The organism is Pedobacter africanus (assembly GCF_040548825.1).
GTDB classification, from domain to species: Bacteria; Bacteroidota; Bacteroidia; order Sphingobacteriales; family Sphingobacteriaceae; genus Pedobacter; species Pedobacter africanus_A.
The window spans coordinates 378,088-392,365 of record NZ_JBEPSL010000004.1 but is presented as its reverse complement, the minus strand read 5'-3'; the positions used below and the strand labels follow the sequence as shown (position 1 = coordinate 392,365).

Annotated in this window: 11 protein-coding genes; 7 read left to right on the top strand and 4 right to left on the bottom strand. The window is 43.5% G+C overall.

Annotated elements, in window-relative coordinates:
- From ABIE26_RS21270 to ABIE26_RS21255, 4 genes are all read left to right on the top strand, one after another.
- The gene (locus ABIE26_RS21270) at positions 1–1,638 is read left to right on the top strand and encodes an NAD(P)-binding protein (protein ID WP_310145550.1); all 1,638 of its coding nucleotides are present in this window, start codon (positions 1–3) and stop codon (positions 1,636–1,638) included.
- A 143-nt stretch (positions 1,639–1,781) separates the two neighbouring features.
- Positions 1,782–2,291 (top strand): hypothetical protein, encoded by a 510-nt coding sequence (locus ABIE26_RS21265; RefSeq protein ID WP_310145548.1) that lies wholly within the window; start codon positions 1,782–1,784, stop codon positions 2,289–2,291.
- A complete protein-coding gene (locus tag ABIE26_RS21260; protein WP_310145546.1) occupies positions 2,258–2,707 on the top strand; it encodes a hypothetical protein in 450 nt (149 codons plus the stop codon). The genes ABIE26_RS21265 and ABIE26_RS21260 overlap by 34 nt, the downstream gene beginning before the upstream one ends.
- A gap of 135 nt (positions 2,708–2,842) precedes the next feature.
- Positions 2,843–5,254 (top strand): glycoside hydrolase family 3 N-terminal domain-containing protein, encoded by a 2,412-nt coding sequence (locus tag ABIE26_RS21255; protein WP_310145544.1) that lies wholly within the window; start codon positions 2,843–2,845, stop codon positions 5,252–5,254.
- A gap of 146 nt (positions 5,255–5,400) precedes the next feature.
- Here the strand turns inward: ABIE26_RS21255 and ABIE26_RS21250 are convergent, their stop codons facing one another.
- Genes ABIE26_RS21250 through ABIE26_RS21240 form a run of 3 tightly spaced genes read right to left on the bottom strand, consistent with a single transcriptional unit; the run spans position 5,401 to position 7,956 of the window.
- On the bottom strand, positions 5,401–6,390 hold the full coding sequence (locus tag ABIE26_RS21250) for an MlaD family protein (RefSeq protein WP_310145542.1): 990 nt from the start codon (positions 6,388–6,390) through the stop codon (positions 5,401–5,403).
- Between the two features lie 5 nt (positions 6,391–6,395).
- Entirely contained in the window at positions 6,396–7,166 is a 771-nt protein-coding gene (locus ABIE26_RS21245) for an ABC transporter ATP-binding protein (RefSeq protein WP_084241411.1), read from the bottom strand.
- A gap of 4 nt (positions 7,167–7,170) precedes the next feature.
- Positions 7,171–7,956 (bottom strand): MlaE family ABC transporter permease, encoded by a 786-nt coding sequence (locus ABIE26_RS21240; RefSeq protein ID WP_084241496.1) that lies wholly within the window; start codon positions 7,954–7,956, stop codon positions 7,171–7,173.
- 168 nt (positions 7,957–8,124) lie between these two features.
- Between ABIE26_RS21240 and ABIE26_RS21235 the strand changes: the two genes are divergently transcribed.
- The 3 genes from ABIE26_RS21235 (at position 8,125) to ABIE26_RS21225 (ending at position 9,902) form a co-directional block, all read left to right on the top strand.
- Entirely contained in the window at positions 8,125–8,793 is a 669-nt protein-coding gene (locus tag ABIE26_RS21235; RefSeq protein WP_310145540.1) for a class I SAM-dependent methyltransferase, read from the top strand.
- Positions 8,794–8,894: 101 nt separating this feature from the next.
- Positions 8,895–9,260 (top strand): hypothetical protein, encoded by a 366-nt coding sequence (locus ABIE26_RS21230; RefSeq protein WP_310145538.1) that lies wholly within the window; start codon positions 8,895–8,897, stop codon positions 9,258–9,260.
- Between the two features lie 114 nt (positions 9,261–9,374).
- Positions 9,375–9,902, top strand: a complete 528-nt coding sequence (locus tag ABIE26_RS21225) for a ferritin (protein ID WP_310145536.1) — start codon at positions 9,375–9,377, stop codon at positions 9,900–9,902.
- A gap of 192 nt (positions 9,903–10,094) precedes the next feature.
- Here ABIE26_RS21225 and ABIE26_RS21220 read toward each other — a convergent pair whose 3' ends face one another.
- The gene (locus tag ABIE26_RS21220; protein ID WP_310145534.1) at positions 10,095–14,174 is read right to left on the bottom strand and encodes a hybrid sensor histidine kinase/response regulator transcription factor; all 4,080 of its coding nucleotides are present in this window, start codon (positions 14,172–14,174) and stop codon (positions 10,095–10,097) included.
- Positions 14,175–14,278 lie beyond the last annotated feature (104 nt).

Here is a 14,278-nt window from a genome sequence, read left to right as displayed (position 1 = left end):
ATGAGCGGAGGGATTGCAAGGAAAAGTTTTTTACTGCGTGCCGGACTGATAACCGCTGGTATATTTTTAAAAGGATGTGCCGGAAAGATAGGTGGAAGGCCTGACCGATATAAACATATCACAGGCGGCCTTAAGGGACCTGATCAGAAAGCGGGGCATATGCTCAGGGACAAAGTTTCATTGGCCGACCCCGTATACCAGCGTAAGGTAAAAACGCTGATCATAGGCGGCGGTATTTCGGGATTGTCGGCCGCACGCTGGCTAAAAAAAGAGGGTTACCAGGATTTTGAGCTTTTTGAGCTTGAAGGCCATATTGGCGGCAATGCCCATGCAGGGGGCAACCGGTTTTCTGCCTATCCCAGAGGAGCTCACTATGTTACTATTGCCAACAACGAGGACGAATTGTTAATCGAATTTTTTAAAGAACAGGGGATCATTACTCATTTTGAGAACGGACTGCCCTTTTACAATGAGTATTATCTGTGTTTTGATCCTGAAGAACGGTTATTGATTAACGGACAATGGCAGGAAGGTTTAATACCTAAATTTGGCATTTCGGCGACTGACCAGGAACAGATAGATCTTTTCTTTAAACTAATGGGAAAATTGAAACGTGAAAAGGGGCGCGACGGGAAGTATGCCTTCAATATTCCTATAAATGATGCCTCTGCAGATGAAAATTACAGGAACTTAGATAAACTATCTTTTAAAAGCTATCTGACTAAGGAAGGTTTTACTTCTGAATACCTTTTATGGTACCTGAATTATTGCTGCAAGGACGACTACGGACAGAAAATAGAGCAGGTTTCAGCATGGGCGGGTTTAAATTATTTTGCGGGTCATAAAGGAACTTCCGCAAATTCTGATGCTGGTGCAGTGCTTACCTGGCCTGAAGGTAATGCTTTTCTTGTAGAGTTGTTAAGGAAAGGTTTGGAAAAGCAGATCAAAACATCGGCTATGATATGCGGACTTACTATAAACAAAGAGGGCAAGGTCGAAGTCAGCATTTTGGATTTGGTTAAAAACCACGTCTATATGGTACTTGCAGAAAATGCAATTCTTGCTGCCCCACAGTTTGTGAATAAACGTTTGCTGGGACATGAAAGACAAGATAGATTCAACTATGATGTAGTAAATTATGCACCCTGGGCGGTTGCCAATATTACGATTAATAATTTTTCCTCCTCCGGGTTACAGGATTTTTCATGGGACAATGTGCCTTATGGAATGCCTTCAGTAGGGTATGTATATGCCGGGCATCAGCAGACAAAACGCGAAGATAACGCTAGGGTAATTACTTTTTATTTGCCTTTGTGTGATAGGGAACCGAGGATTTCCCGATTGGCAGCCTATGCCAGAAACTACGAGCAATGGCTGGATATTATTCTCCCCGAACTGGAATATATGCATCCTGGAATCACATCTATGATTGCTGCCGTTGAAGTGTGGGTATGGGGGCATGGGATGGTGGTGCCGGCCGTAAATTATATATGGGGTCCGGAACGCGAGAAGGCACAGCAGCCTGTTGACAACAAAATTTTCTTTGCGCATACGGACCTCAGTGGTATATCCTTATTTGAAGAAGGTTTTCATCAGGGGATACGGGCAGCGAAATCACTACTTAAAGAAGTGGGATGATCGTGAAAAAGGAACATAGCGCGCAACCCTGGCTAAATTCAGCATGGTCCGATAGTATTTTTATCCTATTACCCCCATTTTTTTCGCTTCTGCTTGTATGTCTTTTTCCAGAAAAGTTTAGGGTTACACCCTTAATGCCTGCGATGTATTGGTTTTTCCTTGTTGTATTTATTGATGTGGCCCATGTTTATTCTACGTTGTACAGGACATATTTCAATCCTGAACGTTTCAGAAAGGAGTCTGGCCTGCTGATCGGTATTCCGCTGGTGTGTTATTTTTCCGGAGTATTGTTATATCATATCGATGGTCTGTTGTTCTGGCGGATACTGGCTTACCTGGCTGTGTTCCATTTCATCAGGCAACAATACGGTTTTATGCGCTTATACTCGCGTACTGAAAAAACTGGTAGGATGATGAAAATGATAGATAACGTTGCCATATATACAGCCACAGTTTATCCCATCCTTTACTGGCACTTTGGCGAAAGCAGAAATTTTAACTGGTTTGTGGCGGATGATTTTATCCATTTTCCTTCGGGAACATTAACTTCCCTATTTACCGCTCTGTACTTTATCATTATTGCGGTTTACCTCTTGAAAGAGGTTTGGCTGTCTTTGAAATGGAGGCAAATAAATCTGCGCGTAACCTGTTGATATCGGGGACTTTCCTTTCCTGGTATTTTGGAATTGTTTATTTTAACGGTGACATGGCCTTTACCACATTGAATGTGATCTCGCACGGTATTCCCTATATAGCGCTGATCTGGTTTTTTGAGAAGAAAAATTACCGTAAAGAAACAGGCCGGACCGGGCAGCTGCAGCGTTTGACCTTTGGTAAATACGGCGTGCTGGTGTTTATACTAACTATCCTTTTGCTGGCTTATCTGGAAGAAGGCCTATGGGATGGATTTGTCTGGAAAGAACATCCCCATGTGTTTTCTTTGTTTTCTGCTTTGCCCCAGATTGAGGGAAACTTACTGACTTTGCTCATCCCCCTGCTGGCGCTGCCGCAGAGTACACATTATGTGCTCGATGGATTTATATGGCGGAACAAAGGCCGGAATACATGATAATATATTATAAAAAGGTTATGGCAGCATTTAATGAAAATGTTAAAATTACTGAACCAATGGCCAATTTCAGCGCATTTTTAAGTCTGTATAAAGCCTATTTTAGAAGTCCGGTTCTACATCCGGATCTCAGACATGAAAACATACAAATCACTTACATGGATGGCGCTCCTGTTCCTGGCTTCTGCCGCAGGTGCACAAACTAAAAATATTTATCATAAAGGCTGGGTCGACTTTAACAAAAACGGTAAAAAAGATGTTTTTGAAGACCCCTCCAAAACCATTGATGCGAGGGTAAGGGACCTGCTCAGCCAGATGAACCTGGATGAGAAAACCTGTCAGACCGCTACCCTGTATGGTTACGGCCGGGTATTGAAAGATGAAATGCCAACACCGGAATGGAAAACGAAGATCTGGAAAGATGGGATCGCAAATATAGACGAGGAACTGAACAGCCTCCCTTACAATAAAAAAGCGGTAACCCAGTACTCATACCCTTTCAGCAAACATGCTAATGCCATCAATACTGTGCAAAAGTGGTTTGTAGAGGAAACGCGGTTAGGCATCCCGGTAGATTTCAGCAATGAAGGCATCCATGGGCTCTGCCATGACAGGGCTACGCCTTTTCCTGCTCCGGTTAACATCGGCAGTACCTGGAACAAGGATCTGGTTTACCGGGCGGGAAGTATCGTTGGGCGCGAAGCAAAAGCCCTGGGTTATACCAATGTATACGCCCCTATACTTGATGTGGCGCGCGATCAGCGCTGGGGCAGGGTGGTGGAATGTTATGCCGAAGATCCTTACCTGATTGCCGAACTGGGTAAACGGATGACCCTGGGGATTCAGGGCCAGGGGGTAGCTGCCACTTTAAAACACTATGCTGTTTATAGTGTGCCCAAAGGCGGGCGCGACGGACAGGCGCGTACAGACCCGCATGTGGCGCCAAGGGAAATGCACGAAATGTTCCTTTATCCTTTCAAAAGAGTAATCAGGGAAGCAAAACCAATGGGGGTGATGAGCAGTTACAACGACTGGAACGGCGAGCCTGTAACCGGCAGTTATTATTTCCTGACAGAACTTTTGCGCAAGCAGTTCGGGTTTGAGGGCTATGTGGTTTCGGATAGTGAAGCCGTTGAATTCCTGTCGGGAAAGCACCATGTGGCCGAGAATTATAAACAAGCTGTAAAGCAGACCATAGAAGCCGGATTGAACGTACGTACCCATTTTACGCAGCCGGAAAACTTTATACTTCCATTGAGGGAATTGGTTAAGGAAGGTTCGGTATCCATGAAAACCCTTGACGAGCGTGTAGCTGATGTGCTGCGTGTCAAATTCAGGCTGGGGCTATTTGACGATCCTTATGTAAAAGATCCGGCGGCTTCTGATAAAAAGGTGCATACCCCCGCTGATGAAGAACTGGCGGTACGGCTGAACAGGGAATCGATGGTGCTGCTGAAAAACGATAAAAGCCTGCTGCCGCTAAATGTAAACAACTATAAGAATATCCTGGTAACCGGGCCTTTGGCAACCGAAGTAAATTATACTACCAGCAGGTACGGGCCATCCAATAACCCGATAGTATCGGTTCTGGAAGGAATTAAAGCTTTTGCCGGTAAAACAGCAAAAGTAAGCCATTCAAAAGGTTGTGAGGTGATTGACGCAAAATGGCCGGAAAGTGAGATCATCCCCACGGAGCTGACCAGCGAGGAGCAAAGCCAGATCAACCAGGCGGTAACCGAAGCAAAGACATCGGACATTGTTATTGCTGTTGTGGGTGAAACGGACGAGCAGGTTGGAGAGAGTAAATCGCGTACGGGGCTGAATTTGCCCGGCAGGCAGCTGCAGCTTTTACAGGCTTTGTATGCTACCGGAAAACCGGTGGTAATGGTATTGATCAATGGCAGGCCTTTGACCATTAACTGGGAGAACAGGTATCTGCCAGCTATTCTGCAGGCTGGTTTCCCCGGGCCATCAGCCGGTAAGGTGGTAGCCGAAACCCTGTTTGGAGAAAACAATCCAGGTGGCAAGTTAACCATGACCTATCCGAAATCCATCGGACAGATTGAACTGAATTTCCCTTTTAAGCCGGGATCGCAGGCGGGTCAGGGTAAAAACGACGACCCGAATGGCAATGGCAAGACCAGGGTGCTGGGGGCTTTGTACCCTTTTGGCTACGGACTGAGCTATACTACTTTTGAATTGAGTGACCTGCAGTTAAGTGCTGCCGAGATCAATAACCAGGCCGGAATAGAGGCCAGTGTAACTGTAAAAAATACCGGCGCGCGTAAAGGTGACGAAGTGGTGCAGCTGTACCTGAAAGATATGGTGAGTAGCGTAACTACCTACGAGTCGGTACTGAGGGGCTTTGAAAGAGTAAGCCTGAACCCGGGGGAAAGCAAAACCATTAAGTTTACTTTACAGCCGGATGACCTGGCTATTCTGGATAAAAACATGAACTGGACCGTTGAACCCGGAAAATTTCAGGTCATGATCGGCACCTCCTCAGAAGACATCAAACTTAAAAAAGAGTTTACAGTGCTTAAATAAGCATCACGCTTTCAAACAAAAATTACCTTCTCTGAAGAGCATTGGAAAATTTTGGCTTTTTCAGCCAAAGGTTTTTTCAGGAGTGATTATTGACGCTGGCCTTCAAGAGGGCTTCGCCGTTCCCGCGATGAAGAGAACGGTTATTTTTATTTCTGAGGAGCTGCAGCCGCTGCTTCTGCCTTTGCTTTTTTCTTGAAGAAACCGCGCAGCAGGAAATTGTGCTGCAGTGCTTCCATATTCTCATCCAGTTTCTGGCTGCTGGTTTCCAGGTTCTTCATGATGCCTTTGATCCTGTCGGCCGTCTGCTGGTCATTGATCAGCAAACCTACAGCATTATCTGTCTGATTAAACTTGGCCGTTGCCTTGTTGAGGTTTTCGGTCATGGCCGATGCTGAAGCCGCTGTTTTTTGAAGTTCGTTTACCGATTGCTGTAGTTTTGCAAAAACCGCGGTATCTGTCATTAGCTTATCCGCCAGTCCGCCCTTGGTATTTAAGGTTTTGGTAAAAGTATTCATTTCGGCGGCCATCCTGTTTGCCGATTCCGTAGTGGTTTTCAGGTTTTCTACGATGGCTTTAAAATTGTTGGCAATCTTTTCATCAGCCAGTAGTGCACCGGCTGTTCCTTTGCCTTCAACCAGGTTTTTGGCCAGCACTTTAAAGTCGGAAGTTACATCTACCAGGTTTTTGTTGTTTACCTGAAAGGTTTTCATGATGTCATCGGTAGAAAGCGTATTGGCAACCTGTAGCTGGTCCCCATCTTCCACAAAAGGAAATTTAGGGTTACCGCCACTGATCACCACAATCTTGTTCCCGATCAATCCGTCTGAGCTGATACTTGCCGAAGCGTTTTTATGAATGTATTTATGGGCGTCCTCTTCAATGTTCATGAATACCTGAACCTGCGAGATACCATAAAACTGGATTTTTTTGATTGTTCCGATTTTTACACCCGAAAACCAAACATTGTTCCCGGCTTTGAGTCCCTGAATATCACTAAAAACAGCATTTACAGTGAAGCTTTTTACAAACGCTTTTCTCTGGCTTCCTAAAGTGAAAACCCCTAAAACGAATATGACCAGGCCAAGCAGTATAAAAACGCCTACTGTTATCTGTTTACGGTTGTCTGTTACTTGCATATCTTTTACTGGATAAAATTATAATCGTAAAAAGGTTTAACCCTTTCGTCGCTTGTGTTAAAAACTTCTTCAAATGTGCCTATGCGCTGGAATTGTCCGTCCAATAGCATGGCCACCCGGTTACCAACTGCTTTTGCACAGGTAAGGTCGTGCGTAATGACAATAGAACTGGTGTGGAAACGTTCCTGAACTTCGTTGATCAGGCTGTTTATTTCCAGACAGGTAATCGGATCCAGCCCAGCTGTAGGTTCGTCATACAGCATAATCTCTGGCCGCAGAATTAAAGTGCGGGCAATCCCGATCCTTTTTCTTTGTCCGCCCGACAACTCTGAGGGCATCTGGTTAATGGTTTGCAGCAGGCCTACCGCATCCAGCATTTCTTCAACGGCAAGGTTCACCTCCGATTTGGTGAGCTTCCGCTGGTTCCTTACCAATGGAAATTCCAGGTTTTGCCTTACGGTCATACTATCGTACAAAGCACTGTTCTGAAAGGAGAAGCCTACTTTCAAGCGTAGAGCAAGCAGTTCTTTGTAAGAGATCTGGTCTACATAGCGGTCAAGTACTTTAACCATGCCCTCGTCGGGGGTAAGCAAGCCAACAATGATCTTGATCAGCACGGACTTTCCGGTTCCCGATTTACCGAGTACCACCAGGTTCTCTCCTTTGTACAAATCGAGGTCTACTCCTTTTAACACGTGGTAGTTGCCAAAAGATTTGTTCAGCCCTTTGATCTCTATGACCTTTTCGTTGTGATGAAATGTTGCTGTTTTTCCCATAAGATCAACCCCTGAATAAACCAAAAAACTGAACGGAAACAACCTCTTCAATAAAAATGAGGAACATGGCAATGACTACTGCAGAATTTGCTGCCTTACCTACGCCTTCAGTTCCTTTTGACGAATTGTAGCCCTGGTAACAGCCAACCATGCCAATGGTAAAGCCAAAAAGTATGGCTTTGATGGTAGATGCGGTAATATCAAGGAAGGTGATCTGTTCTAAGGAAGACTGAAAGAAGGCCTTGGCGCTGGTTCCTTCGCTGAGCGAAACGTTAAGCAAAGCACCAAGCATGCCCACCATTGCCGTATAAAAGGTAAGGATAGGTATGGTGATGGTGGCGGCAAGCACACGTGTAGATACCAGGAATTTAAAAGGGTTAGTGGCCGAAACTTCCATCGCATCTATTTGTTCGGTAACCCGCATGGAACCCAGTTCGGCACCAATACTGGAACCTACTTTACCAGCAGCAATCAAACCTGTAAGTAAAGGAGCGAGTGTTCTGAGCAGCGCGATCCCTACCAGTGAAGGGAGCCATGAAGTTGCTCCGAATTCAGATAAAGAAGGACGCGATTGTTTGGTAAATACAATTCCGGTAATGAAACCTGTTGTTGAAATCAATAAAGCAGAGCGGTAGCCTATTTCATAACATTGGCGAAACAGCTCTTTTGCCTCGTATGGAGGAAGAAAACCCTCTTTAAAAAAACGGGCTATGAATTTATAAACATCATATAAGGTTAAAAACATCCGGGCCAATTTGCCCGGTCCTTTAGCTACTTCTTTATTCTCCATGCAATAAGCTCTTGCTTTAAGCCTTACCATCAAACGCTAAGCCAGAATTTTGTAAAGTTAATTTTTGCGGAAGAAAATGAATGTAATTTTATAATGGAGTTTGTTGTTTTTTATTTATTTAGAACGATTATAAAAAAGTTTATAAGTTTGTATAAGAACCAGAACGACATGAAAGAACCACTAAGCGAAGAAGTGTTAATGCACATCGCCAGCCAGCTCAGCAAACCTGAGGGCGCAGACGGACTGATAACCGCCGAACGTATGGCGCATACCAATCACAACATGACACTTGCGGCAATAGAGGCATTGGCCTTAACCGAAGGTGATACCGTCCTGGAAATTGGCCCGGGTAACGGCAGTCATGTAAGTCAGCTGATGAGCAAGGCCCTTGGTTTGCGTTATTATGGAGCAGATATTTCTGATACCATGGTGGCCGAGGCTGCGAACATCAATAAAGAACTGCTGGATACAGGAAAGGTTAGTTTCGAAATTACTGAGGCCGATAAACTGAATTTTAGTGACAGTTTTTTTGATAAGATCTTTACCGTAAATACGCTTTATTTCTGGGAAGAACCAATATTGTATGCGCAGGAAGTACTTAGAGTGCTAAAACCTGGTGGTATATTTTGTATGGCCATTGCTACCGAAGAATTTATGAAGCAGCTGCCTTTTACCAAATACCGGTTTAAACTGTATGATGCTGCTGCGGCTGAAAACCTTTTGGTTGGGGCTGGTTTTTCTATGCTTAACATCAGTGCGCAAAAAGATCTTACCAGCAGTCATACGGGGGAGTTGGTTAACAGGGATATTATTGTGATTACGGCTACAAAGCATTAATGCACAGCTGATAGGCCAGTTAAAAAAAAACCAAAAAATCTTTCAGTTGATTTGGAATAAATCTAAATAATAATCACCTTTGTCTCCATCAAGATTTATCAATGCAAAATTTAACCATTCAGTCATCAGTCGATTTTGTTGAGGTGTTTAGTACTAAAGCTGGTGCTATTTATCAGTCCGACGCTGAGAATTGCTGGTATGTAGACTTTGCCGGCAAGCTGGCCCGTTTTGATTACCGTAACATTCTGAAACTGAAAAAGGCAGTTTATCACATCGATATTGAAGACCTGTTGCTAAACAATACCAAATCTCCTGATGTAGAAATCCTTTTTATCTGCGCCTGCGATCATTGCTACGTTTTGTCGCTGATGCAGATCATTGAATTAAAGGAATTGCTGCAGGGAACTTTTGTAATGCTGGAACTGAACCATATCATTCAGGACCGTTTGCACCGCATTGTCATCTAAATCTAAGCATACGTAACTGGACTTAGATTCTTTCCATATTAACCTTATTTTCACTATTTTAAATCCTTCGCCGTATTTTTGTGTTAGAAAATAATACGATTAATATATAGGATTATGAAAGACATCATGCGTGTTAAGTGTTCAATCTCATCAGATGTAGAGGCACTTATAAACCAGCAAATAAAAAAAGAAGCACATTCATCTGCCATTTACCTTTCTATGGCTTCATGGTGCAACCGCAATGGTTATGATTACTCTGCAGATTACTTTTTCAAACAGGCAGAAGAAGAAAGAATGCACCAGTTGAAATTCTTTAAATATGTACTCGATATGGGCGGAAATGCAATTTCTCCTGAGATCACAAATGTTAAAGCTGAGTACAACTCTTTCCGTGAGGTTTTTGAGGAAGCCCTTGAGCAGGAGATCAGTGTAACCCAATCCATCAAAAATATTGCGGCACGTTGCCACAAAGAGCAGGATTTCGTAACACTTGAATTCTTAAACTGGTTCTTTAAAGAGCAAAGAGAAGAAGAATATAAAGCCAGAAGGGCAGTTGAACTGTTTGACGTGATTGGCGAAGAAGGAACCGGCAGATGGCAAATCGACAAGCACGTAGGCCAGATCAGCTACAGCGAAGCGTAAACAATATTGTTCCCGGTTCTCCGGTGTTAAGGTACATACTCATGCAACAGGCAAAACAGTATGTACCTTTTTTTGTTTAATACTTTATTCAACAGGCCATGTCAAAGAAAAAAGATAAAAAGAAGAAAAAGGACAAAAAGAAAAAGGAGTGCTGTGAAAAGTATAAAGAGGGGAAAAGGTGCAAGAACTGTCCTAATGGCTGACGGTGTCCATATATTCACTAGGCGTTTTGCCAAATTGTTTCTTGAACTCTCTGCTGAAATACTTGCGGTCTGCAAAACCTACCATATAGCCAATTTCATACACGGTGTATTGTTTTTGCAGCAATAGCTGGGCTGCACGCTTTAAGCGTATGGATTTTGCAAAGTCATTTACAGACATATTGGTGAGTGCTTTGAGCTTTTTATAGAGGACCGATTGGCTCATTCCAATCCCCTCCGCCAGTTGTTCTACACCGAAATGTTCGTTTTCCATGTTGTTTTCAATGATCAGGATGAGCCTGGAGAGGAATTGTTCTTCCACCGGGGCCAGGGCGATTTGCTGGGGTTCCAGGATCAGCTGCCTGCTGAATTTCTGGCGCATGACCGCTCTTGCTGTAAGCAGGTTGCGCACATTCAGTTGAAGTATTTTTTGACTGAATGGTTTTGTCAGGTAAACATCCGCCCCGCCCGTAAGGCCGCTGATCTGATCTGTTTCAGCACTTTTGGCCGTTAAAAGGATAACAGGGATATGACTTGTCCTTTCATCCGATTTCAGTTTGCCGCAAAGTGTAAACCCGTCCATCTGGGGCATCATCACGTCACTTACAATCAGGTCTGGTACTTCTTCAGTAGCTTTTGTCCAGCCGTGTACGCCATTTTTAGCGGTTATGATACGGTATTCCTCCTCCAACGATTCCGTAATCAGTCGTCGCAGGGCAGCATTGTCTTCGACAATTAAAACAGTATAAGCTTTTTCTTTGGTGCTGTCGTCTGTTGTTTTTGATATGTCGCTATGTTCGGCCGGTGGTGTAATGCTGCTTTTATTGTTTTCTGTTGCCGAACCTTCAGGCTGCAGGTAACCGGTGTTTTTAAAATGCCCATTGCCCAGCTGTAGTGTGACTGTAAAGTTGGTATAACCCGGGCCCTCGTGCTGGGCAGGTATGCTGTTTACTGCAATGCTGCCCTTGTGAAGTTCTGTTATATGCTTTGAAAGGGCCAGGCCAATTCCATAGCCCGTATTCTGGATGTTATGATCGTCTATCTGGAAAAAATTAGTAAACAGACGATCCATGTATTCGGGGGCTATGCCTCTTCCTGTATCTGTAATATTAACAACCACCTTATCTGATAAGGTTTTCAAGGCAATGGCAATCTGACCACCGGCTTGGGTAAATTTAAATGCATTGGAGATCACATTGAAAAAGACCTTTTCAAGCTGTTCCTTATCAAAATAAACCATCAGGCTTTCCTGATCATAGGTCAGCGTATAATCGATCTGTTTTTTTTCTGACAGCGCTTCAAAGGAACTATAGATGTTTTTAATGAAATCGACCAGGTTATAGGCCGTAATCCGGAGTTTGAGGTGCCTGGTCTCTGCTTTTCTGAAGTCCATAAGCTCGCTAACCAGTTTCAGCAGTCTGTCCGCATTACTTTTTACGCTGCTCATTTCTTTATTCAGCGCTGCTGTTTGCCGGCTGCTATCCAGCATTTTTTCTATCGGAGCCATGATCAGCGTAAGGTGGGTGCGGATTTCATGAGATACATTTGTGAAAAAATTAAGTTTGTTCTGATGAAGCTCTTCATCTTTGATCAGCAACTCCCGCAGGTAGAAGAACCTGGTAATGAAGAACACGATGGCAACCACTAAAATGCTATAAATACAAAATGCCCACCAGGTTTTCCAGAATGGCGGCAGGATCTCGATTTGTATGCTTGCGACTTTACTCCATAGGCCGTCATTGTTTGCTCCTTTAACTAAAAGTGTATAATTTCCTGAGGGCAGGTTGGTATAAGATGCGGCCGGAATACTGGTTTCAATCCATTGCGTATTTACGCCCTGCAGTTTGTAAGCATATTTGTTCTTTTTCGATTTGATATAGTTCAGCAAAGCAAACTGTATCGTAAAAATATTCTGATCGTATTTAAGCTGTAGCTTGCTGGTGAAACCCAAATCCTGTTCCAGCAGCCCATCTGAGGTGCCGATTTTTACGGGTTTATTGAAAAGCAGCAAGTCGGTGAACACAACCGGTGCCCGGTAGTTATTTTTATTGATCTGATCGGGGAAGAAATGGGTCAGGCCATTGTAACCGCCAAAAAAGAATTCCCGGTCTTTACCTTTAAAAAAAGAATTGTAATTGAATTCATCGCCCGCAAGGCCATCACTGGTAATATAGGTTTGGAAGGTATGTGTTTGCGGATCAAATTTCGAAAGGCCATTTGAAGTGCTGATCCATAGCTGACGCTTATCATCTTCAATGATGCCCAGTACGTTACTGCTAAGCAACCCGTCTTTAACCCCATAGGTGCGTGAAAAACTGCGTTTTTTTGGATCGTACATCTTTAAACCGCCATAATAGAACCCTATCCAGATATTTCCTCCCTGATCTTCGATAATACAGTTGATGAAGTTGGAATTATTGCTGACACTGTTATTCACTTTTGGTAAACGAAAAGATTGAAACACTTTAAGGTCTCGGGAAAAAGTATAGAGGCCGGTAGTAGCAGCTATCCAGATGTTCTTTTTAGCATCTTCGAACAGGAATTTAATATTTTTATCTTCAAATATTTTCAATTTACCTGAAAGGGGCTTATTTTGTAGTTTGCTACTGGCCTTGTCAAATATTCTTAATCCTGTTTGGCTGCCTACCCAGAACCTTCCGTAGCTGTCTTCAAGCATCGCAACAATTTCAGATCTGGTGGTATTGAGGTCATTCTTGTGGGTGAGGTACCGGGTAAATTTTCCGGTCGATTGATTAAGCAGATTTAATCCACCCCCATGCGTGCCCACCCATATGTCTCCGGTTTTGTCCTTGTAAACTGCTTTTACAAGGTTGGAACCCAGACTTTCCGGATCATTTGCATTATAGGTATAAGCACCAAAGTGTTTGTTGTTCCAGTTGTAATAGTTTAATCCGCCTCCTTCTGTTCCAATCCATAACTTGCCATTTTTGTCTTCCGTAATCGCACTTACTACGTTATGGTTCAAACCAGGGTGCTGTTCATGATATTGCCAGGTTTTGAAGTTTGTGGCTGCGGCATAAACTACGTTTACCCCACCATAATATGTTCCAATCCATACCGAGCCATTGATGTCCTGGTAAATACTGTATATGGAATTTTGGTTCAGGCTCTTTGGGTTCGCTTTGCGGTGCTGGAAATTCCTGAATTTTCTGGTTTGCGGGTTTAATATGCTGAGCCCTTCCTGGGTGCCGATCCATATTTCGCCGGAACGGGTCATGATCATTTTCCTGATGGCATTATGTGCAGGCCCGTTATTGTTTAACGGCCCATGTTTGAAGGCTGTAAAAGTTTGTGTCTTCCTGTCGAATAGATTTATTCCACCATTTTCGGTTGCAAACCACAGTTTTTTTTGCAGGTCCTCTACTGTTCCCGTAACGGAATTGTCGCTGATGCTGCCCGGACTATTATCATTTACAAATATTTTGATGGACTCAATGCGTTTTTTGATAGAAAGGCGTACCAGGCCATTGTTGGTGCCTATCCACAGCTCATGATCATGGTCTTCGAACACACTTAAAATGTCACTTTTTGCAATATTCAAAGGCAGTCCCAGTTTTTCAGCCCCTGAAAAGTTATCAGAGTTTCGGTCACTAAGAAAAAAGAGCCCCTTGTTGCTGGCAATCCACAGCCGTCCCTGGCTGTCTTCCTGAATATTTCTTACCAAAATGTAAGGTCTGTCGCCGGTCACCTTTGCCAGTGTAATGCGTTTAAAGGTGTTTTTCCTGGGATCAAATTTGTTTAGTCCATTGGCTGTACCCACCCATAATATTCCCTTAGTGTCGTTATACAAGGCCGTTACGTAGTCATCGCTAAGTGTGCTGGTATCAGTTGCACTGCTTTTATACAAACTAAACCTGATGCCGTCATATCGGTTTAATCCAAACCTGGATCCATACCACATAAAGCCCCGGCTGTCCTGAGTAATGGAAAATATAGAATTCTGCGACAAGCCATCTTCGGCCATCAGATGGTTGAAGACAAGCTCTTGTCCTTTACAGTACAATTGTACCAGAATGACAAAGACCGTCAAAATGGTTCGTTTGATGATCACTGGTTAAATTCAGATGGTTAAGTTAAGCAATTGAAGATACTGTTTTTTGATATTAAAACAAGATTTTCTCCCCAAATAGCGAGGATTTTCATCCCTCTGTTTTT